The sequence below is a fragment of the Limnothrix sp. HT2024 genome (assembly GCF_059138625.1).
Genome location: NZ_CM181121.1, coordinates 4,454,620 through 4,477,109 on the forward strand (window position 1 = coordinate 4,454,620; position 22,490 = coordinate 4,477,109).

Here is a 22,490-nt window from a genome sequence, read left to right on the forward strand (position 1 = left end):
CTGAGTGAGTATCAACCCTGTCAAGATTGATCATCATTTAGAAGATCATCGGGACTCATCATCATGGACGATCGCCACTGATCAGCAACGCAGTTGTTTCCTCAGGGCCCCAATTCCCCGTGAGGCTGGGAAAACTATACAAAACAAGCTCTAATTGCCCGAGCTAATTAGCTGCCCGCCACCATCGCCCTGAATTGTTCAACAATTGCCCATGGAGCCTCTGCTGAGTCCCGTTTTTGGGATGTATGACTGGTCGTTGGTGAGTGCTTCGCTGGCGATCGCGATCGTTGCATCCTACACCGCCCTCGATGTGGCGGGCCGGTTGCGCCTGGCCCAAACCGCGCGCCAACAGGTGCTGTGGTTGGTCAGTGGCAGCCTGGCCATGGGGGTGGGTGTTTGGTCTATGCATTTTGTGGGCATGTTGGCCTTTCAGTTGCCCATGGCCGTTCACTACGACCTCAACACCACGTTGCTGTCTCTGTTTTGGGCCCTGATCGCCTCGGGGATTGGCCTGTATGTGATGAGCCGCAGCGCAGTGCGTTTTTCACTGTTGGTGGGGGGGCTGTGCATGGGGCTGGCGATCGTGGCGATGCACTATACCGGCATGGCAGCGATGCAGTTGCCCGGGGAGGTTCACTATTCTTGGCTGGGGGTTGGTGCTTCTGTGGTGATTGCCCTGGTGTCTGCCTATGGGGCGGCTTGGCTGTCGTTGCGGTTGGGGCGATCGGGCATGGAAGCGGCTGGCAGTGGCGTTCCCTTCTCCTGGCAGTCCCTCAGCAGCGCCACCATCATGGGTTGCGGAATTGGCGGGATGCACTACACCGCCATGGCCAGCACGCAGTTTTGGATGGTGAATCACCCAGCTTCTGGGTTTTCGGAGCAGACCCCGGATTTCCCGATCGGGAGCGGATCTTTCAATCAGCCTGCCAACTTACCCAGCATCACTTCGGCGGGGTTGGCGGTGGATGTGGCCTTGGGGGCGATCGTCATTTTGGTGATTGCTCTAGCCATTTCCACGTTTGAGCGAATACTCGATCGACAGCGAGTGCGGGAGCAAACCCTCAGCGAAAGTGAGATGCGGTTTCGACTGCTGATCGATCGCCTGCCAACGGGGGTGCTGCTGGTGGATGCGGGTGGGCGTATCTTGTCTTGCAATCCCATGGCGGCCAAGCTGCTGGGCACCTCTGTCGAGGCTCTTCAGGGGCAAATTTTCCATGCGGGGTTGCCCACTCTTAATCCGAATGATTTCACCCTTGGCCAAGACCTGATGCCGCTTCAGCAGATTTTGGCGTTGGGGGAGCCGGATGCCACCGTGCCCAATCGCCCGACGGTGAACCGAGGCGTAGGTAACCTGCTGAAAGCCAATTTCACCGGCTTCAGTTCCAGCTTCAGTGCCAGTTTGGGTTGGGATGGGGGTGAAACCGGTGGCGGTGGGGCCGCCAATCGATCAACGGGGCAATCTTGGACCACCGATCGCATCACCAATCCCCAATGGCGCTTGGCCAACACCATCTTGAGCTTGAACGAAGGCGAACAGCGGCGCTGGTTGTTAGTGAATGCGGATCCAATTCTGAATGAAGATCAGCAGGTGGAGCGGGTGGTTTGTTCCCTAACGGACATTACCGATCGCCGGCTGGCCGAGTTAGCCCTCCAAAAAACTGCCCGCCGCGAAACCACCATCGCCCGCGTGATTCAACGGATGCGGCGCACCCTGGAGTTACAAACCATCCTGGACACCACCACCAGCGAGCTTCAGCAAATTATTGAGTGCGATCGCGTTTTGGTCTACCGCTTTGAGCCGAACTGGAGCGGGCGCGTGGTTTCAGAGTCCGTGGTTCCCGGTTGGACACCGGTTTATAACAACACCACCATTGAGCGAATTGCGGTCGATCGCCCGGAATGCATTATCAAAACGATCGATAGCCAAAACCTGTTGATTCAAGATTCCTACCTCCAGGACACCCAGGGAGGCAGCTACCAAACCACCCGTAGTTGTCGCTGTGTCAGTGATATCTACGCCTACAACTTCGATGATTGCTATCTCCGGTTATTAGAGGCCCTGGAGGCCAGGGCCTATATCATCGTGCCGATTTTCTGTCGGGAGCAGTTGTGGGGCCTGTTGGCTTGCTACCAAAATGACCAGCCGCGCAGTTGGACGGAGGTGGAAGTGGCCAGCGTGGTGCGGATTGCTGAGCAATTTGGCGTGGCCGTGCAACAGGCCGAATTGCTCGCCAAAACCCAACAGCAAACGATCGAACTATTGGCCGCCAAGGAAGAGGCCGATCGAGCCAACCGGGCCAAAAGTCACTTTTTAGCCCAAATGAGCCACGAACTCCGCACCCCCCTGAATGCGATTTTGGGCTTTACTCAACTGATGGCGCGCGATCCATCCCTTTCCCTGACCCACCGCCAGCAGACCAATATTGTGAACCGCAGCGGCGAGCATCTCTTGGGCCTGATCAACAGCATTTTGGATATGTCCAAAATCGAAGCGGCCCAAATGACGCTGCAACTGGAACGGTTTGATCTGCACCGGTTGCTAGACACCTTGCAAGATCTGTTGACCGTGAAGGCGGAAAGCAAGGGGTTGGTATTGCTTTTTGAGCGATCGGCCACCCTGTCGCAATTTGTGATTACGGATCAGAACCGATTGCGGCAAATTTTGTTGAATCTGTTGGGCAATGCGTTGAAATTTACCGATCGGGGGCGGGTGATTTTGACGGCGCGGGAACTGTCAACCACCCCGATCGGGGAGCGATCGCCACTGATCGCCGAGACCCCGGCCACCCGCGAGACCGACCCCGCCGCCATTGGTCTGGAGTTCACCATCAGCGACACGGGGCCGGGCCTGTCGGCCGAAGAAATTGCCCAACTGTTTCGTCCCTTTGAGCAAACAGCCGTTGGCCAGCGATCGGGCCAGGGAACCGGGTTGGGCCTGTCCATTTCTCGTGAATTTGCCCGCTTGTTAGGCGGCGACATCTCGGTTTATAGTCAACCGCAAACGGGAGCTACCTTCACGGTCACGATCCAAGCCCAGCGGGCAGCAACCAGCGGCGCGATCGACTCCGCTTCCCAGCAGCCCATCCTGCGGTTGGCTCCGGGACAACCGGCCTATTTGATTTTGGTGGCCGATGACCATGCGGACAGCCGCGCCCTGCTCACGGACTTGCTGAACCAAGTGGGCTTTCAGACCATCACCGCCATCAATGGTCAAATGGCTGTCGAACTGTGGCAACAGCACCACCCCCAGGCCATCTTTATGGATATGAAAATGCCTGGTTTGGATGGTTACGCGGCCAGTCGCCTGATCAAATCCCAGCCCGGCGGCCACCAAACGCTGATCATTGCTTTAACGGCCAGTGCCTTTGATCAAGATCGAGCGGCGATCTTGGCGGCCGGCTGTGATGAATTGATCTGTAAACCTTTTAACTTCACCGATCTGCTGGAGTTGTTGGGTCAAAAATTAGGGGTGCAATATCTCTACCAAGCGCCTGTGGAACCGGAACCCAACACCGCCCCGATCGATGCGGATCCCCATACCTTGCTGGCCCAACTGGCGAGCTTGCCCGATCCTTGGCAGCAGCAATTCCGAGCGGCCGTCACCCGAGGCAGCGATAGCCAAGCCTTGCAGCTTTTGGAGGCGCTGCCGGACAGTGCCAACGCCTTGCGCCAAGTCTTCAGCCAATGGATTGACGGTTTGCGGTTCGATCGGGTGTTGGAGTTACTGGATGAAGTGCAATCCGCCCCCTAGATCAGTCCGTTTGTCTCAACATGCCGCCTGAGTTGTTGCCTGCCATGTCGCACTCCGCTTCCCAACCCGACCAGCCACCGGACTCGCCTGCCGCCACTCACGCGCCCCTTGCGGGGCATTTGCCCGGGGTTGTGAGTGAATTCCAGGAACCTGGCCGGGATCGATCGAGCGGCTGGCCCCATGCCGACCAACCGCTCGATCGACCCGCGGCCGCTGCGGTGATCGCTCCCGATCGGGCTGCGACCCCTGCAATGGCTGACACCAATATCGAGCCAGTTAGTTTTCAACAGGTGGATCTCCAGCCGGCCGATATCTTGATTGTGGACGATACCCCCGAAAACCTGAAACTCCTGGCAGCCCTTTTGGCCAGTGAGCAATATCAAATCCGCAAGGCGATCAACGGTTCCATGGCCCTGCGGGCCGTGGCCGCCGACGCACCGGATCTGATCCTGCTCGATATCATGATGCCGGACATGGACGGCTACAGCGTTTGCCAGGCCCTGAAGGCGAATCCCAGCACCGCCGACATTCCCGTCATTTTTCTCAGTGGCCTCAGCGATGCCTTTGACAAGGTGCGGGCCTTTGATGTGGGTGGTTCAGACTACATCACCAAGCCCTTTCATGGTCAGGAAGTGCTCGCTCGGGTACGCACCCATTTGCAGGCGCGATCGGCTCAACAGCGAATGGCCGAGTTGAACTTGGACTTGGAACGGCGTGTGCGGGAGCGCACTTGGGCCCTGGAACAGGCGAATGCGGCCCTGCATACGGAAATTCAAGAGCGCCAACGGCTACAAGAACAACTGATGGATCTGGTGCTGCGGGATGACCTCACGGGGTTGCCCAACCGGACTGCTTTTACGCGGGAGTTGGCGGAACGGTTTCAAGCCGCTCGCCAAGCCCAAGCCGATCGGGTGGCCGTGCTGTTTGTTGACTGCGATCGGTTCAAAGTGGTGAACGATTCCTTGGGGCATTTTGTGGGCGATCAACTGCTAATTAGCCTGGCCCAACGGCTTCAGTCCCTGCTGGAGCCGCCCCACCTCATGGCGCGGTTTGGGGGCGATGAATTTACCCTGCTGTTACAGGGGCCCGATCCCCTCACCTTGGCCCAAACCTATGCCGATCGGGTCATGGAAGCCTTGCAGCGATCGTTTAAGCTCCAGGGCCATGAAATTTTCACCAACGCCAGCATTGGCATTGCCGTAGACTCGGACAACTACAGCCACCCAGAACACCTGCTGCGGGATGCCGACGCGGCCATGTATCAAGCCAAAGCCATGGGCCGGGGTCAATACCAACAGTTCAACAAAGCCATGCATCGCTACGCCCTCCAGACCCTGGAGATGGAAACCGAGCTGCGCCATGCCCTCCAAAACCAGGCACTGCAAGTGGCCTATCAACCCATTGTCTGCGTGGCCACGGGAGAATTGGCCGGTTGCGAAGCTCTGGTGCGCTGGCCCCATCCGGTGCATGGTTATGTGCCCCCTTCCATGTTTATTCCCGTCGCAGAAGAGACAGGACTAATTGTGGCGATCGGGGAGTTTGTGTTGGCTGAAGCGCTGAAACAGATTCAACGGTGGAATCGCGATCGCCCGGGCGATCGGCCTCTATTTGTGAGCGTGAATCTTTCAGTTCGCCAAATTAGCCAACAGGACTTTTTAGAAAAGTTCAATCAAATTGTGCAAAATCTAGCAGTGGATCTCTCCTGCCTGAAGCTAGAAATTACCGAAGGGGTGTTTATGGGTCACACCCCGCAGAATATTGCCGTTTTAAATAATTTGCGCGATCGACAAATTCAAATTTGCGTCGATGATTTTGGAACGGGCTACTCCTCCCTGAGTTATTTACAAAAACTGCCCGTGGACATTCTCAAGATCGATCGCTCCTTCATCACGCCCCTGGATGAGTCCCACGAACGGGGCGAACTCGTAGCCGCCATCATCCACATTGCCCAAACCATGCAAAAACAGATTGTGGCGGAAGGCGTTGAAACGATCGCTCAACTCCAAAAATTACAAGAATTTCAATGTGATTTCATTCAAGGCTATTGGGTGGCTAAACCTCTCATGGTTGCCGAAATGGAAGATTTCTTGATCAACTATCCCATTAAATCCTGGTCTCATCAGGGTTGATATCTATTTCCTGAGTTTTGCCGATGAATGCCACGGTTGCACCCGCGATGTCTACCCAATCGGACACAAAAGAGGACATTCTGATTGTTGACGATACGATCGCCAATATTCAGTTCCTATCATCCCTCTTAGTAGAACAGGGCTACTCCGTTCGCAAAGCCCTCAACGGCCCCATGGCTTTGCAATCAATTCATGCCGATCCACCCAGACTGATTCTGTTGGATATCAACATGCCGGGCATGAATGGCTATGACGTTTGTCGCGTCCTCAAGGAAAATGATCACCTCAAAGAAATTCCGATTATTTTCTTGAGCGCCCTGGATAGTGCCCAGGATAAAGTGCAAGCCTTTCAAATGGGTGGTGCTGACTACATCACCAAGCCTTTTCAATTAGAAGAAGTCATTGCCCGCATTGAAAATCAGCTTGCTCTGAAGCGGGCCCAAGAGAGCCTTGTTACCCAAAACCTAACCCTGCAAAGGGTGCTGGAAGAATTGCGCCAAACCCATTTGCGACTGTTGCAGCAGGAAAAAATGGCCAGCATTGGCCAATTGGCGGCGGGAATGGCCCATGAAATTAATAATCCCCTGAGTTTTATTGCGGGTAATTTGTCGCCTGCAAGGGAGTATTTGGCAACACTATTCGAGTTACTAAATCAGTATCAGGCGGCTTGCCCTAATCCGCCGGAGTCGGTGCAAAGAATTCTGAAAGAAATCGACTTGGAGTTCATTGCCCGTGACTTTCAATCACTGGTGGATGCGATGCAAAATGGGGTCGATCGCATTCAGTCAATTATCCTGGCCTTGCGTATTTTTTCGCGATTAGGAGAAGCTGAAATTAAGTCGGTGAACTTGCACGATGGATTGGACAGCACTTTGCTGTTGCTGAATCAACCCCTAGCCGATTTGAAAATTCGCGTGATTAAAGCCTATGGGGATTTGCCGCCTGTGAAGTGCCATGCGGGCCAGGTAAATCAGGTTTTTCTGAATATTTTGAATAATGCGATCGAAGCACTGAGTTCTGCGGTGCAAAAACAGCAACTTCAGGAAGATCCAACGATTTGGATTTGCACCGAACGCATTAGCCCCACCACCATTCAAGTGCGAATTCGGGACAACGGGGTGGGGATTTCTCCAGAAGTTCAGCGCCAATTATTTGACCCATTCTTCACCACGAAGCCGATCGGGCAAGGAGTAGGTTTAAATTTGGCCAGTAGCTATCAAATTATTGTGAATCATCACCATGGCCAATTAACCGTTGAGTCAGCCAAGGGAGCGGGGGCTGAATTCTGCATTGAGTTGCCGATCGCCCTGCGTGCCGAATCGGTTTGAGCAGGCAAGGTTCTCAAACGGCTGATGCTGAATACCCCCCCAATTTCTAACAGCAGCCATCACCGCGATAGTGCCAAGTGGAAGGGGTGATGGTTATTTGAGCGGGTTCTTGGGCTGCTAAGTTGGCAGCGGTTTTGTCGCAAACACCCGCCGGGACACCTCGATCGAGTTGATGACCTTGGCCATCGTTGTAGTGATCTTGGGGGCCGGTGTAAATGGCCGTTTTACCCGTGAAAATGCAGGGGCCATCCTCAGGAATGGGGACTTTAAAGGCAACACTATCAAGGCTTTCGAGCAGCAGGTCGCTCTCAATTTGGTAGGTGGCGCGATCGAGGAGGCGATAGGGACGGCGGGCCCGAATTTCCACTTGGCCAAATCCGGCGGCCACGATTCGATCGACATAGGTTTCGTAGGGGAGGGCCCCGGAAAGGCACATGGCCCGCAGCCGGTCATCCTGGCGCAGGTGTTCGGGAATGGGTTCCTGCGCGATCGGGTCGCTCATCATTAACCGGCCGCCGGGTTTCAGAACGCGGTGTGCTTCCGCCAGGGCCCGATCGAGATCTGCCGGCTCAAAAATATTGAACAAGCAGTTTTGGGCCATCACATCCACTGACTCAGGAGCGATCGGCAAATCAAAGGCATCACCGGCCACAATTTGCACAAAGCTCAAATCAAACCAGTCGTTTAACTGGGCGGCTTGCTGTAAGTTCTCGATCGCCGCCGATCGCATTTCTGCCACCGGCTCCACCGCAATCACCGCGCCCGGCCGCCGCGAAAAATAGGCAAATTGCAAAGCTTCCAGTCCACCACCCACACCCACATAGAGCACGGTGGGTTGTCCGGTCAGTTCCGTGGGCTGCACGGTTGTGCCGCAGCCATAATTCATGTTGGACATGCGGGCAGGAATTCGCAGCCCTGGAAATTGCACCGTGCTGCCTTGAACGCAACATAGCCCCACCTCTGGGGTAACGGCGGCGGCCCGGTAAAAATCAGCAGCGGTTTCTAGGTAACTCATGGCAATTAGCCAGCCTCCGATCCTGCATTTAATTCATGATCAAGTTCGTCTTCGTCGTCTAGCTCATCGTCGAATTCATCATCTTCATCGTCGAACTCGTCTTCAAATTCGTCGTCTAGCTCATCGTCGAATTCATCATCTAGCTCGTCATCTAGTTCATCATCAACTAAGTCTGAATCGGCCCCATTTTGATGATCCGTCTCCAAGTCTAGGGGATGTTCTTTGCGGTGTTGTTCAAGCTGATCCAAAAGACTGAGAACGCGGCTCCCCCGCTCGATCGAACTGTCTTCGATAAAAATCACTTCCGGGGTTCGTCGCAGCCGCACCCGCTGCCCCAATTCACTGCGCACATAGCCAGTAGCCGATCGCAAACCGGCCATGGCGGCTTCGCGAGCTTCCGTTGTGCCATAGACACTGACAAAAATCTTGGCATGTTGCAAATCGCCGGACACATCCACATCGGTGACGCTGACCATTCCCAGCCCCACCCGATCGTCCTTAATATCATTCATCAGCATTTGGCTGACTTCGCGCCGAATCATTTCCGCCACCCGCGCGACTCGCCGGTTTGTAGCCATTGCTTAATTCTCCAAAAATGCAGTCGAAAGGCCGTTAAAGCATCGGCCATGAAGCTCGATTGAGCTTGATTTGAATTTGCTGAGCTTGATTGGAATTTGCCTTGAACTTGAGTTGGCTACTCCTTGAGTTCGTTGCTCCTGAAGTTGGACTGGACTGGCGTTGAACGCTATTGAACTTCTGCCAAACCCAACATGGCCCGTAGCGTAAAGAATACAAATCCCAAGGCAGAGGCAAACAGGCAGCCCACGGCAATCGCCGATCGCCGGTCTTGCATCAATCCCGTAAAGGGCGAGAGCAGCGTGAGCACCACGCCCAGGCTGAAGCTAATCAGAAATCGGGGATAGCGTAAAACGTTATTCAAAAAGTCTTGCATGGGAATTTCAACGGTGATTTCAACCGGCGAGGAAAGGGCGATCGCCTGGACAAGGGGCGTTGAGTTGGGAAACGCCGGCCCTGGAAGCCATGAGCCAATCCTTATTTTACGGGCAATTTGGCGAGTGCTTGGCGGGGCGATCGGCTGGTCTGGGGGACGCGCCTTGAGGTGGGGCGATCGCACGTTGGGCTGGCGATGGCTTGGGAGTTGGTTTGGGACTGGTTTGGAATTCGTTGGGGATTCGTTGGGGATTCGTTGGGAATTAACGGGCAACTGCTTCAAAGCAATTCGTCTTCAAATTCTTGCTTGAGATCGCGATCGATCAAGGCGCGCACGGCCTGCTGCGGTGTGATTTGGCCATGCAACAGGCGATGGACTTGACGGGCGATCGGGACAGGAATTTGTTGCTCGCGGGCAATGGCCACCAACACTTCCACGGTGTTGATCCCCTCCACGGTGCTGTGAATTTCCGCCAGGACGCGATCGAGCGGTTTTCCTTGGGCCAGCCCATAGCCCACCTGGTAATTGCGCGAGAGGGCGCTGTTACAGGTGGCCAGCAAATCGCCCAAGCCCGCCAACCCGAAAAATGTTTCCGCCTGGGCCCCCAAATGCGTGCCAATCCGAATCATTTCCGGCAGGGCCCGAGTCAGGAGGGCCGCCTTGGCGTTGGTTCCCAATTGCAGACCGTCGCAAACGCCCGCCGCGATCGCCATCACGTTCTTGAGGGTTCCGCCCAATTCCGTCCCGATCGGGTCGAGGTTGGCATAGACTCGCAACACATTGGAGGCAAAGAGCCGCTGGGCCGCTTCGGCCGCCCCTTGGTCATAGCTGGCCACCACCGTGGCGGCCGGCAACCCATGTTCAATTTCCTGGGAGAGATTGGGCCCCGACAACACGACGATCGGGTTCTGGGGAAAAGCCGAATGCCACATCTGGGAAGGCGTTTGGTGGCTCTGGGCATCCAGTCCCTTGGTGGCGGTGATCAACACCGTGGAGGGGGGCATCTCCGTGGCCGCTAACCGGGCGATCGAGTCACTGACCCCCTTCATTGACACCGCCGACAGGACGAAGTTGGCTCCCCCGATCGCTTCTCCCAGGCTCTCGATATTCCGCCGCGACCACAGCCGCACGATCGCTTGGGGATTTTGCCGCGCCAGCCGGGCCAAGGCCGATCCCCAAACGCCCGCACCAATGATGGCGATCGTGACGGGAGCCATGTCCACCCGATCGCCCCTTGCCGTGTTGATCATCACTCCTCCTCTCGCTCCTGTGCCGATTCCTGGCCACCGGCCTCAGCATCTTCTTGCGGGCCTCGGCAACCCAATCAACTATCAATCCACTGTCGATCGCAGAGGAACCGTAAAAGACTCAACCCAAAACGACCGGTGAATTAGCCCTCTTTATCTCGACTTCGCGTAATGCCCTTGCCCTCAGCAGCTCGTTGTCAGCACTCTGATCATGATTGGAGATTAAGCGCTGGTGGAGACCAATCGCTGGATCGATCGCGCCGTTGGTTCTTCAAGGGAACAAGCCGCGCCGCTTGCGAGCTTCCATGGCCCGTTCCAACAGGCCCAACAGGCCGGGGGCTTCTTCCTGGAGGGCCAACAACAGCCGCTCCCCAACCTCCTCATCGTTTGGGTCCAGCCCAGTTTCCATCACCGCCATCAGGCGCGGCATGGCGAAATCATCAACAATCTGAATCAGCCCCACCAAGCAGCGATTAAATTGCTTTTCCGTGAGGGGCGCATCTTCCAGGGGAAATTCAATGATGGCCCGAATTTCCCCATCGGAGGGGTCATATTCCCACTGAAGCATTTTGGTTTCCCAGGAAATGCTCAGCATGGTTTGCAAAATGGCGGCTTTGTGAGGGTGGCTTTGAATACCGCTGATGACCTGGGGCGCAAACAGCTTGAAAAAACGCCCTTCTTCTTCGAGCTGCACCACCAATTGAAAGTCATCGAGGTTGTCGGCCTGAACGGCGGTGACAATCCACGATCGCTCGTGGTCAATGTCGTAGGTCCAACCCCGGCGATCGAGGTAGCTGGCAATTTGTTCTAAAGTCGCGCCCATTGAGGAACGTTGGAGATTGCATTTCGGTGCAAAGCCAGCCTAGCAAACGGTGCTCCCCAAACGAGCGTTTGAGGAAATCTTTCTGGGGCGGTGGTCGATCGCTCCGTTGATTAGCCCTCTGATTAGCCCTCAAAAACTGCTGCGCTTCTGGGGCAGCCTACCCCCGATCGCGGTTCTTGGGCTGCTGACCTGTTGGCCTCAGCCTTAGCCGCGATTTTTGCTTAGCCGCGATTTTTGATGGTCATGGCGGTGATCAACAATTCAGCGGTTTGGGGGGAAATGGCGAGGGCGCTGGCCAGTTCCGTCAGAAATTCTTGCTCGGAAGCGTCCAAGGTTCCGTCCGTGAGGGTCATGTCGGCGGCCACGGCGTAGGCGGTTTCGCGCAGCTCTTCGGGCAAGGCCACTTGGGCCCCTTGGAACAGCGCATCGGGCCCTTGGGATTGCATGATGCCCAAGAGTTTGTCGATCATTTTGGCCATGTGCTCTTCGTCAAAGCGCTTGAACAGTTGCATTCGATAGAGGCTGTCGCGGAGGGTGCGCACTTCTTCATCGGTGGCGTAACCGTCGGCGGCCATGGCAATCACCAAAATCGCCGCAAACGCCTCGGGCGAGGACAGGGTGATCGTCCCGTCGGGAGTTGCTTTCCGAAACACGCTGTCAAGTAGGCCCATGGTGAATCCGTCCTTAAAGTCAAAACCCTAAAAATCAAAACCCTAGCGAGCGTGGGGTTTTTGGTGCGGTTTGCGGTGGCGCGGTTTGCAGTGCGCGTCGCCTCGTATTGTGGCTTGGTTTCCGTGGGTTGGGGGCGATCGTTAAGGTTGATTTTTGAACAAACCGTGACGGGATTTGAGGCCCCATGGCCGGAGTTCGGCGCGATCGGGCGCAACCTTGGCGGTACAATAAACCCCGCTGAGCCAACCTTGATTCAACTTCCACAACGAATTCCACAACAAACCGATGGCAGAAACGATTTTCTTCAACGCCCTTCGTGAAGCAACCGACGAAGAAATGGCCCGTGACCCTCGGGTGTTGGTGATGGGAGAAGATGTGGGTCACTATGGCGGCTCCTACAAGGTCACCAAGGATTTGTATAAGAAATACGGTGATCTGCGGTTGCTGGATACCCCGATCGCCGAAAACAGCTTTACGGGGATGGCTGTGGGTGCGGCGATGACGGGTCTTCGCCCGATCGTGGAAGGCATGAATATGGGCTTTTTGTTGCTGGCCTTTAACCAAATTTCCAACAACGCCGGGATGCTGCGCTACACCTCCGGCGGTAACTTCACGATTCCGATGGTGATCCGAGGCCCCGGCGGGGTGGGTCGCCAGTTGGGAGCAGAACATTCCCAGCGTCTAGAGGCTTATTTCCAGGCGGTTCCTGGGTTGAAAATTGTGGCTTGTTCCACGCCCTATAACGCCAAGGGGCTGTTGAAGTCTGCCATTCGCGACAATAACCCGGTGCTGTTTTTTGAGCATGTGCTGCTCTACAACCTGAAGGAAGATTTGCCGGACGAAGAATATCTGCTGCCGTTGGATAAGGCGGAAGTGGTGCGATCGGGCGAGGACATCACGATCCTGACCTATTCCCGAATGCGCCACCACGTGATGCAGGCGGTGAAAACCCTGGAGAAGGAAGGGATCGATCCGGAAGTGATTGACCTGATTTCCCTGAAACCGTTGGATATGGCCACGATCGCCGCGTCAGTGCGTAAGACCCATCGGGTGCTGATTGTGGAAGAGTGCATGAAGACGGGCGGCATTGCGGCAGAACTGACGGCCCAGATCATTGAACAATGCTTTGATGATTTGGATGCACCGCCGGTACGGTTGTCTTCGCAGGATATTCCCACGCCCTATAACGGGATGTTGGAGAATCTGACGATCGTGCAACCAGGCCAAATTGTGGAAGCCACGAAGAAACTGTTGGACAACCGCATTTAGTTAGGATCGCCGCGTCTAGCAGCACGGCAAACTTATTTTGATCGGTCAAGTTAAATGACTGTTGCCGTTACCCGATCGCGAGGCCACAAGGGGCTTAGGGCTTGTCGTCGTTGAACCCGAAACCCTAGATCTGCCGTTAGCGGATCGTGGGGGACAAGGGGCTTGAGCATCTTGTTACGACGATTAGGGTACGAAAGATCAGCCGCTTCAGCATCACCTCGAAAAATGACGACACCCCCTAGGGCCTATCGTCGAATTGCCTGAAACCCTGATTCCATCGTGGCGAGACCGTGGGGGACAAGGGGCTTAAGCCCCTTAGTTTAGGGTGACTGATCTTTACAACTTCATGCTTTGGACGGGCGCTGCCACTTGGTTTCAGGTGGCAGAGTTTTTCACCGATTGGCGAACCGATCGCCTACATGTTGGGGGTATTAAAAACCCCATCCCAGTATTCCGGGGGCGGGCAATCCAGATATTGGGTTGCCCGTTCTATATGGAGTTTCACGGAGTGATCATGGGGCCGCAGTTGTTGGGCGGCGGCAAAATGCACCATGGCTTTGTGGAAATGGAAGCGGTTAAAGGCTTCTTTGCCCAGTTCGTACTGTTCCAGGAAGGTTTCATCTTCAAAGGAGAGGGGACGGGCGCGATCGCCAATCAGTTCAAAGATGCGAATTGGTTTGGTGCGGCCTTTCACCCGCACCCGATCGAGTTCGCGCACCCAGAGCCGATCGGCACAGCGCTCGTAGGTGGCTTCGCTGAGGATGATGTCACAGCCATATTCTTTGGTTAGCCCTTCCAGCCGGGAGCTGACGTTTACGGCATCCCCGATCGCGGTGTAGTCCATGCGCCGTTGGGAACCGATGTTGCCCACAATCACCTCGCCGGAGCTGATACCAATGCCAACGCGGAGGGGTGGTCGATCGGTGGCCACCAAGGCTCGGTTAAACACCTTCAGGCGATCGCGCATATCCAAAGCCGTCAGTACCGCTAACCAGGCGTGATCCTCTTCGAGGGGCAACGGCGCACCAAAGACCGCCATCAGTGCATCGCCAATGAATTTGTCGAGGGTGCCCTTGCGATCGAAAATGGCCTCCACCATGGTTTCAAAATATTGATTCAGCAGGGCCACCACCTCCGTGGCATCCAGAGCCTCGGCCAAACTGGTGTAGCCCCGAATATCGCAAAACAGGATTGTCACATCCTTGCGCTCACCGGTCAGCATGTCTGCCCCCAGTTCCACGGCCCGCTCGGCCACCTCGGGGGTCATGTAGCGAGACATGGTGGCCTTGAGTCGTTGTTCGCGGCTGATGTCTTCTAACACCACCAAACCGCCCCGCACTTTGCCATCCAAATCCGTCAGGGGATTCACGGCTAGGTTGACGTTGCGATCGAACAGTTGCATATCATCGGGATTTAGATACTCCAGCGGGCGGGCCGGATCGTTCCACAGCCGCACTTGATTGTTGCCCTGGGGGACGACCCAGACGGTTCCCTCTTGGGGGCTGAAGTAACGCCCGACCCGCAGGGCCTGCTCAGGAACCCGATGGCGTGCGCCGGTACTGAGGCTGTCTTTCAAGCGTGTTTCCAGGGACTCGATCGGGATAATTTCCCACACGGGCCGTTTCAGAAGTTGCTGTTCCCAGATGGTTTGGATGCTGCGGCGACCCGCCATCCCGTCCCGCCGCACTGGACAGCCCAGCAATTCCAAAGCGGCCTCGTTGATCGTCACCACCCGCCCTTGCAGATCCGTGGAAATTACGCCATTGGACAGGCTCCGCAGGATGTCTTTTTGGTACTGCTGTTCCGTGAGTACGCTGTCAAAAAGGCGGGCATTTTCCAGGGCGATGCCGGCCTGGGTGTTGAAGGCCCGCATGAAGGCTTCATCGGAGGCGGTGAAATTGCCCTGTTTGCGGTTGAGCAGTTGACTCACGCCAATCAGTTGCCCCGAGGGGTCAAAGATCGGCAAGCAAAGGGCATTCCGAGTATTCAGACCATGGGGGCGATCGAGCAGGGCATCAAAATCCTCGTGGGAAGGGGCATAGCTCAGGTTTAGGGGCTGTCCCTTGCGCACCACATGGCCCACCAACCCCCGATCGCTCGACACCTCCAACGATCGCCCGTCTTCAAAGGTGGTGCGCAGCCGGCCCGTGTCCCGATCGAGCCGGTACAACGTGCCATATTCCGCCTGCATAAAGTCGCGGGCTTCCGCCATCACCGCCTGCAAAACCCGATCCAATTCCAGTCCCGTTTGGGCAAACAGGGTGGTGACCTTCAGCAGAGCGGCTACCCCGCGTTGGTTACGGGCCGCCTGATAAAAGGACTGGCAACTTTCCAGGATGATCCCGATCGATTCCGCAAATTCCCGAAAGCGGGCCTCGTCTTCGCGGTCAAAGGCCGGGGCAGTGGTTTTATTCAGCAATTGCACCACGGCCACCACGGCCCCATCGGTGCTGCGAATGGGCATACAAAGCAGGGCCTCCGTGGGGCGATCGCCCAGACCATCAAAGGCCAGCTCAAACCCCGCCGCCTGCTGCACATTGGCCATGTTGACCACCTCACCCGTGGCAGCCGATCGGCCCGTGATGCCCACATTCAGCGGAATCCGAATTTCATCGGCCGCGGACACCTGATCGCCATTGGGCCGGGCCCACAGCTCCGCGCGATCGGGATCCAGCAAAAAAATGGTGGTGCGTTCCGCCTGCAAAATCAGCCCAATTTTGAGGGTCAAGGCATCGAGAATTTGCTCCAGGATGCTTTCGAGCGCCGCATTATTGACCAAATCAAAGGCACGCAAAAACTGCTGAAACTCCGCTGTGATGAAGTCCAGGAGGCAAACAAATTCCGCAACCGGAAGATCTTTAACCCGTTGGGTGAGCAAGCCCACCCGATCGGGTCGCGTTAACGATGCCAAAAAACTGCCAGTGCCAGCAAAAGTCATGACGATGGCGCAACCCAAAGGAGCAGAGGCGCAAACACAAAACGGAAACAATCAAATCAAGAATTCAGCCTAACTGCAAAGGGCAGCTCCCCACCCAATGCCCCTTTGCGACCCACCTTATTGTTAGACCGAGGGAGAAGAATTCGCCACTGATGGGCTGAAATTGTCCCACCGCCAATTTTCCGCCAGTCAAAGCAACTAAGTTAATCTAGCGAATTCAGTGAATTCAGCCAATCAAGCGAAGCGAATCAAGCCTTGGCTCAACCGTAACGAAGTTTTGATCGCGCTTGGGGTGATCCTCCCAACCGGTCTCTGCCCATGGAAGAGATTGATTGGTTATACAAACATTTGCGATCGTACCCCGGAGAGTTATCCTGAGTCCCTGAGGTTTCACCCTCTAGGGGCTTGGCCAAGGGATGGTTTTCTGCTGGGCGATCGCATCTGTTAGGGACTGGGCCCCGTAGCGATTGAGGTGGCTGGGATCCGAGAATCGATCGTACTTATTCACCCAAAGCCGCGAGAGATTGAGATATAACAACGGCTGTGAATTCATGAATTGGTGAAACTTTTGCTCATAGGCCGATCGGGGCGGATCTAAATAGTCATCCGTCAAAGGCACATTCACAAAAGCCACCTTTACTCCTCGCTGTTGGGCATATTGCAGAATTCCCGTCAGCGCATCAAACTGCTCGCCCCCCAAGGAAAAACTACGGTAATCGCTATCAAAATCCCCCGGAACCCGTGGATAGGTTTGATAGTACGTAGAAGGATCAAACTTGACAGACAGAGGCAAGAAGCCGTGTAAATCCACTACTCCATCCCGCCCTGTACCAGCCGTGGCCGCCACTTTCCCCAAGTGGGCCCGGGCCCCCTGCACCAAATCGGGCAGGGCAGGGCTGAGACCCCGACGGAGGGTCTCGCGAGCACCCAATAACGCAAATAGATCCCACCCTTGCCACCGATCGCGCAGGGTGGCCTTGAGACTATCACGGCGGCTATGCACCTGGGATAGTCCCGTGGTGCGCTCCTGCAACCAGGCTTCCACATCTTCGGGGGTGGGGATGGTTTCGACGGTGGAGCCTAACCAAGATTGACGCAGCAGGGCCGGAGCTTCGCGGGTGCTGGTGAGGGTTCCGGGGCGATCGGGCGGTGCCGGTGGTGGTGGGGGTGTGGCCCCGCTCGGGACACTGACCAGCGGACTCACGGGGCGCGGAAATTTCCCCTGTTGCAGGGCCCGGTAAGCGGGCGAGGCGGCCATGGCTTGGTAGGTGGCATCGGCCCGCCCGCTGTTAAAGGCGCGAGTGCCATCGGCCCAGAGAATGAGCTTGGGCAGTTGTTCCGGCGGCAAAATGCCCTGTACGATCGCCTGCACAACCTTGGCCGTGGCCCCATTAATCCCAAAGTTAAAGATTTTGAGCTTGGGGTGACCATGGCGAGCCAACTGATCGCGCAATCGGGCGGGGTCAATGCCGCGCAGGGCCCGAGAACTGCCCACCACCAACACATCGGGCACGCCTTCCCGCAGCACAAACTGCTGATAGAGCAGAAGCTGGCGATCGAACTGGGGGCTATTAAAACTGGGAAACTGGGGCGGTTCCGGGAGCACCTCCGCTGCTTCGGCTGGGCCGCTGGAGAGGTTCAACAGGGCCGAGGCGGAACGGCGGGCTTGGGCGGCCGAAGACAGGGCCCATTCGGGCCGAGCGGCAATCCAATCTAGCCCCACAACGAGGCTGCACCCGATCGCCCCGGCGCTGAGGAGGGGGAGCCATGGGGCCGGTTCCGGGCGATCGGAATACCAAACCCGGGTGCGGGTGTTGGGATGGGTGGTGGCTGACTCGGGCGGTTCCGCGTCCGTGGTCCAAATGCCCGTGGCCGTGAGGGTCGATCGCGCTTCCACCCAAGCCCGTTCCCGGAACTGAGACCAAGACCAGCCCGATCGCCCCGCACTGGGCAACGACAGGGGCTGCAACGATTCTCGTTCAATGGGCTGATCCAACTCTGGATCAAAGGCTGGGGAGTGGGCCCCATCGGAACCATGGGGTGAATGGGGGGCAGTGGCGGTGGCTTCGGCTGCCCGGGCCGCGGCCGCCTCCGCGCCCACAAAATCCGGCACCGCATCATGGGAGCTGAGACGGCCAGAGCGGGCGGTGAAATCTTCGGCAAATTGCCATTGGGGCTGTTTGCTGCCGGCCGCCCGTCCATAGATCCGCACCCCGGACAGACCCGGCACTTGCAGATCATGGATCAGCTTAGCCACGGCAGTGGTTACGGTGGCCTGTTCGGGGCAACGGGGCCCATCCAACATCACATGCAGCAAATCGCCCCGCCGACAGAGCTGCACCCGCAGCCCTCCGGAAGCCATCCACTGATCCAAATGCGGATTAATCAGCCGCTCCAGCAAGAACACCTGGGCCGCGTGATCGTCACTTTGGGCCAGGGTGAGGGTGGATTCGGCCAAGTCCGATCGGCTGGCCGCTGGCAAGTCCATCCATTCCACCCACTGGGGCGCGGCCTCCGGGCGATCGGGACAGCCATAAAGCATCAAAGAATGGATGCCCTGCGGGGCGATCGCCCGCACCAGGGTGGAAACGGTGCTAATCACCTCCAGGGGCGTGGCCAGAGCCGATTCCTGAAGCTTCGCGAACACATGCAGCGTGGATTCTTCCAGCACCGCCGACACGGATTGGGCCAAACGACTGCCCAAGGTGCGATCGAGCAAGTGCGACAGGGCCTGCACATCCCCCCAACGGGCCCAATCAAACAACATTTGACGAGGAGCCGTCAGGTTCACCCGCAAAATCCAATTGGGTTCCGGTTCCGAAAGCGCCTGGCCCAACACATAGCCATCCCGGAAGCCCTCTAGGCTCAGCTCCCGCAAGGCCAGAGCCATGGCCGGCCCCTGGGGAACCCAATCCACCGGTTCCGTCACCTGGCAAATGGCCCAAAGGCGATGGCCGGTAGCCCCGTTCGGCTCTCCCTGAATCACCCGGGGGCTAGGGGTGATTTTGACCGTCACCTTGGCTTGAATGCCCGATCGCTTCAGGGTTTCACCCACCTGCTGAGCAGCCCGCTGGGCCAAACCAGCCCAAGCGGCTTGAATGGGCGGCGCGTCAGGTGTTGAGGCCACCGGCAGCGGCAGGGCCGCAAATTCCTCCGAAGCATCCGCAGCCTTCATCACGTCGGCAACGCTCGGCATTGAGACCGCAGGCGGAGCCGTGATCATGGAAGGCTCCAGCACCACGTAGCGTGTCCAGGCCGGCTTGGTTTGGCCCAGTTGCCGACCATAGAGCAACACCAGCCGGGGCAAGGTTTCCCAGGGCAACTGATGCAGGGGCGATCGGGTCAAGCCTTGGCGAAACCGGGCTTCCAAAACCGCCGCATCGGGACAGGTCAACCCTTCGCAAAGCACGTGCAAATGGGTTCCCGCTAGGCGCACTTGCACTTGCAGGCCTGGCCAGTTCAAAACCCGCATCACCCAGCTATCGAGGGCCTCCGGTGCAAGATTTAACGGTGGCGAGTCCACGGGTCCCATTACATCCCCCATACTTGTCGCAAAGGCTAGCATACGAGTGCCATTTGCCCATAGCGAATCCGAGAGCCTTGAATTAACAGAATATCCCCGAAACGGGCATCAACGGCTACGCTGTCTAGACTATTGAAAAGCGGAATGCGGGGTTTTGTGGTCCAAGGTCGATCGCCTGATTGATGATCGATGGCTTGCCTGAATCGTCTGATCGATCGCTGATTGACCGGCCACTTGAATAGCCCAAATAACGCCTAGTTGTTCTGAATCCATTGGAACGATCGGGATGATCTTGCGAGGCCCGTTCGAGATTGGGTCGGCATTGAAGGCGATTGTGCTGAAACCGTCAAACCAGAACCGCTCAACCCCCCCTTGTCCGTTCCATCCAGACCCCGAAAAGCCGTCAGTTCGCAAAATAATGTGGTATCGATTGATTGTTGTTGTTAGACCGCGAGGGTGGCAGTTGTGCTGATCCCCCTAGACTATTACCGAATCTTGGGCTTGCCGATCCAGGCCACCACCCCGCAACTGCAACAGGCCTATCGCCAGCGGAGTGACCAACTGCCGCGCCCGGAATATTCCCAGGCCGCCATCACCCTTCGGCAGCAGTTGATCGATGAGGCCTATCGCCAACTGAGTCAGTCCGCCAGCCGGCAAGCCTACGATGAAACCTTTTTGGCCGGTGGCGGTGGTTCGGCTCCGCCGTTGCTGGATGCTCAAGGTCGTCGCCGGGCGAAGCCGTCGGCCGATCGCGCCGAAACCCCCATGCTGGATCTCGATGAGCGCCAGTTTGTGGGGGCGCTGCTGTTGCTCCAGGAACTGGGGGAATATGAACTGGTGCTGGAGTTGGGCTATCCACACCTGAGCAATCCGGGCACGATCGAGGCGGGCCGCTTTGGGGAACCGCAACTGGCCCTGGCAGATATTCTGTTGACCGTGGTGCTGGCCTACCTAGAGTTGGGCCGCGAACAGTGGCACCAAGGTCAGGCGGAACCGGCCGCCACCTCCCTCAAGATTGCCCAAGAGTTGCTGTTGCACCATGGGTTGTTTGCCAGTTTGCGGGGCGAAATTCAGGCGGATTTGTACAAACTGCGGCCCTATCGCATTTTGGAGCTGTTGGCCCATCCGGACGAGAACAGCGTGCAACATCGCCAGGGTTTGCAGTTGTTGCGCAGCATGTTGAAGGAGCGCGAAGGCATTGACGGCCAAGGGGATGATCGATCGGGCTTGGGCGTTGAGGATTTTCTGCGTTTTGTGCAGCAACTGCGGGTGTATTTGACCACGGAAGAACAGCTCGCCCTGTTTGAAGCGGAGGCCAAGCGCCCTTCGGCGGTGGCCACCTTCCTGACGGCCTACGCGGCGATCGCCCGGGGATTTGGGCAACGGCAGCCGGCCTTTGTGCGGCAAGCGAGCTTGCTGTTGCGTCGGTTGGGCAATCGTCAGGATGTGTTTTTGGAGCAGGCGGTCTGTGCCTTGCTGTTGGGACGGCCCGAAGAAGCCACGCGCTATCTGAGCCAGAGCCAGGAACAGGAGGCGATCGCCCTGATTCGTCAACAGTCGGCCGGTGCGCCGGATCTGTTGCCGGGCCTCTGTGCCTACACGGAACATTGGTTACGCCATGAGGTGTTTCCCCATTTCCGGGATCTGGTGCAAGGAGGTGTTTCCCTCAAGGAATATTTTGCGGATGCTTCGGTGCAAAGCTATCTAGAAGCCTTGCCGGAAGGGGAGCCGCCGGAGAATGAATGGACGGTGGTTCCCGATCGCGCTTCCGTGCAAGCTGCCACACCGATGGCGGCGAACCGGGGATCAAACCGCACCTTGGCGGCCCTGGCTGAATTGGGCGATCGCCGGTCGATCGACATGCCCCAGTTTCCCTGGCAACGGCCCACCCCCGTACCCTCGGCCGCCAACCCGATCGAACCCACTGCCAGCACTATTCGCCCTCTGCCCTTGCCGGAACAGTTGGGAACCCAAGCGACCCAACATGATCCAACGGCCCAGGACTCCGGCACGGTTGCCCGGGCCTTTTCGGACTTTGCGGCTTCGGGTTCCGCGCCGCCGCCCAACAACGTGATTCCCCTCAGCCGGGCCACGGGAGCCAACCCAGGAGCCAGCAACATGGGCAGCGGCGGGCGATCGACCGTGGGAGCCGCGCCTCCGTTACCCCCTGGTGGGGCCGATCGCCCCAGTCGTGGCCGTCAGCGCTCCGATCGCCCCACCCGCAACCGGGGTGGCGGCGGCGATCGACTCCCGATCGCGATCGGGGTTGGAATTATGGTGATTGGTCTTGGCTCGTTCCTCATTTGGCGCGTGTTCCAAGCCCTGGGCGAAACCTTCCAAGGGGGGCCCAACCTGGAGGGCGAACAACCGATCGTCCAACTCGATCGGCCCGTGATTGAAATTCCACCGCCCCCGGCAGTTCCCAACCCGGAAACCGCCCTCACGGCCCCTGGCCTCAACCCGGAAACCGCCCAGCAACTGGTGCAGACCTGGCTGAGCGCCAAGGCCGCCGCCATGGGTCGCGAGCACCAGGGAGAACGCCTCACGGAAATTTTGGCAGATCCAATGTTGCGAGCTTGGCGGGCCCGATCGCGCGATGCCCTCAACCAAAAACTGCACTGGGAATACGAACATCAGGTGAAGCTGGAGGATGTGAAAGCCACGCCAGACCAGCCCGATCGCGGTCAAATTACCGCTGAGGTGCGGGAAGTGGCCAAACTGTTCAAAAATGGCAAGCCCGATCGGGCCGGTTCCTACAATGAAGTGCTGCGAGTGCGCTACGAGGCCCAGCGCAAGGACGGTCGCTGGTATCTACGTGATGTTAAAGTGCTTCGATAATTGGG

Annotated in this window: 12 protein-coding genes and 1 pseudogene; 5 read left to right on the top strand and 8 right to left on the bottom strand. The window is 57.2% G+C overall.

Translation table 11 applies throughout. From position 1 onward, the window contains the following. The first annotated feature begins 211 nt into the window (after positions 1–211). From AC2IAX_RS18270 to AC2IAX_RS18280, 3 genes are read left to right on the top strand one after another with little or no spacing between them, the layout of a single operon-like run. The gene (locus AC2IAX_RS18270; RefSeq protein WP_494388719.1) at positions 212–3,751 is read left to right on the top strand and encodes an MHYT domain-containing protein; all 3,540 of its coding nucleotides are present in this window, start codon (positions 212–214) and stop codon (positions 3,749–3,751) included. Positions 3,752–3,795: 44 nt separating this feature from the next. Next, positions 3,796–5,880: a putative bifunctional diguanylate cyclase/phosphodiesterase gene (locus AC2IAX_RS18275; protein WP_494388720.1), complete on the top strand. Its 2,085-nt coding sequence runs from the start codon at positions 3,796–3,798 to the stop codon at positions 5,878–5,880. A 23-nt stretch (positions 5,881–5,903) separates the two neighbouring features. Further along, entirely contained in the window at positions 5,904–7,208 is a 1,305-nt protein-coding gene (locus tag AC2IAX_RS18280; protein WP_494388721.1) for a hybrid sensor histidine kinase/response regulator, read from the top strand. Positions 7,209–7,254: 46 nt separating this feature from the next. Here the strand turns inward: AC2IAX_RS18280 and arsM are convergent, their stop codons facing one another. The 6 genes and pseudogenes from arsM to AC2IAX_RS18310 all read right to left on the bottom strand — a co-directional run bounded on the left by arsM (position 7,255) and on the right by AC2IAX_RS18310 (position 11,916). Beyond that, positions 7,255–8,223 (bottom strand): arsenosugar biosynthesis arsenite methyltransferase ArsM, encoded by a 969-nt coding sequence (gene arsM / locus AC2IAX_RS18285; RefSeq protein WP_494388722.1) that lies wholly within the window; start codon positions 8,221–8,223, stop codon positions 7,255–7,257. 188 nt (positions 8,224–8,411) lie between these two features. Then, positions 8,412–8,801 (bottom strand): annotated as a pseudogene (gene rbfA, locus AC2IAX_RS18290) (30S ribosome-binding factor RbfA); the annotation flags it as partial. A gap of 167 nt (positions 8,802–8,968) precedes the next feature. Next, complete coding sequence (locus AC2IAX_RS18295) at positions 8,969–9,448, bottom strand: DUF751 family protein (RefSeq protein WP_494388723.1); 480 nt, start codon at positions 9,446–9,448, stop codon at positions 8,969–8,971. Between the two features lie 5 nt (positions 9,449–9,453). After that, positions 9,454–10,425 (bottom strand): NAD(P)H-dependent glycerol-3-phosphate dehydrogenase, encoded by a 972-nt coding sequence (locus tag AC2IAX_RS18300; protein WP_494388724.1) that lies wholly within the window; start codon positions 10,423–10,425, stop codon positions 9,454–9,456. 268 nt (positions 10,426–10,693) lie between these two features. After that, positions 10,694–11,245, bottom strand: coding sequence for a hypothetical protein (locus AC2IAX_RS18305; protein ID WP_494388725.1), 552 nt, complete (start codon positions 11,243–11,245; stop codon positions 10,694–10,696). Between the two features lie 221 nt (positions 11,246–11,466). Continuing rightward, positions 11,467–11,916, bottom strand: coding sequence for a tellurite resistance TerB family protein (locus tag AC2IAX_RS18310; protein WP_494388726.1), 450 nt, complete (start codon positions 11,914–11,916; stop codon positions 11,467–11,469). Between the two features lie 286 nt (positions 11,917–12,202). Between AC2IAX_RS18310 and AC2IAX_RS18315 the strand changes: the two genes are divergently transcribed. After that, positions 12,203–13,186 carry an alpha-ketoacid dehydrogenase subunit beta gene (locus AC2IAX_RS18315; protein WP_494388727.1) on the top strand — a complete coding sequence of 328 codons (984 nt, stop codon included), beginning with the start codon at positions 12,203–12,205 and terminating at the stop codon, positions 13,184–13,186. 415 nt (positions 13,187–13,601) lie between these two features. On the opposite strand, the gene AC2IAX_RS18320 is transcribed toward AC2IAX_RS18315, so the two are convergent. Continuing rightward, positions 13,602–16,124: a GAF domain-containing protein gene (locus AC2IAX_RS18320; RefSeq protein ID WP_494388728.1), complete on the bottom strand. Its 2,523-nt coding sequence runs from the start codon at positions 16,122–16,124 to the stop codon at positions 13,602–13,604. 397 nt (positions 16,125–16,521) lie between these two features. Beyond that, positions 16,522–19,656 carry a hypothetical protein gene (locus AC2IAX_RS18325; protein ID WP_494388729.1) on the bottom strand — a complete coding sequence of 1,045 codons (3,135 nt, stop codon included), beginning with the start codon at positions 19,654–19,656 and terminating at the stop codon, positions 16,522–16,524. Positions 19,657–20,112: 456 nt separating this feature from the next. On the opposite strand from AC2IAX_RS18325, the gene AC2IAX_RS18330 reads away from it, so the two are divergent. Continuing rightward, positions 20,113–22,485, top strand: coding sequence for an IMS domain-containing protein (locus AC2IAX_RS18330; RefSeq protein ID WP_494388730.1), 2,373 nt, complete (start codon positions 20,113–20,115; stop codon positions 22,483–22,485). The last annotated feature ends 5 nt before the right edge of the window (positions 22,486–22,490 follow it).

Bases quoted from the DNA above. Each gene is read 5' to 3' on its own strand.
- AC2IAX_RS18270 (WP_494388719.1), top strand. From the start codon at position 212: ATGGAGCCTCTGCTGAGTCCCGTTTTTGGGATGTATGACTGGTCGTTG.
- AC2IAX_RS18275 (WP_494388720.1), top strand. From the start codon at position 3,796: ATGTCGCACTCCGCTTCCCAACCCGACCAGCCACCGGACTCGCCTGCC.
- AC2IAX_RS18280 (WP_494388721.1), top strand. From the start codon at position 5,904: ATGAATGCCACGGTTGCACCCGCGATGTCTACCCAATCGGACACAAAA.
- arsM (WP_494388722.1), bottom strand. From the start codon at position 8,223: ATGAGTTACCTAGAAACCGCTGCTGATTTTTACCGGGCCGCCGCCGTT.
- AC2IAX_RS18300 (WP_494388724.1), bottom strand. From the start codon at position 10,425: ATGATCAACACGGCAAGGGGCGATCGGGTGGACATGGCTCCCGTCACG.
- AC2IAX_RS18305 (WP_494388725.1), bottom strand. From the start codon at position 11,245: ATGGGCGCGACTTTAGAACAAATTGCCAGCTACCTCGATCGCCGGGGT.
- AC2IAX_RS18310 (WP_494388726.1), bottom strand. From the start codon at position 11,916: ATGGGCCTACTTGACAGCGTGTTTCGGAAAGCAACTCCCGACGGGACG.
- AC2IAX_RS18315 (WP_494388727.1), top strand. From the start codon at position 12,203: ATGGCAGAAACGATTTTCTTCAACGCCCTTCGTGAAGCAACCGACGAA.
- AC2IAX_RS18320 (WP_494388728.1), bottom strand. From the start codon at position 16,124: ATGACTTTTGCTGGCACTGGCAGTTTTTTGGCATCGTTAACGCGACCC.
- AC2IAX_RS18325 (WP_494388729.1), bottom strand. From the start codon at position 19,656: ATGGGACCCGTGGACTCGCCACCGTTAAATCTTGCACCGGAGGCCCTC.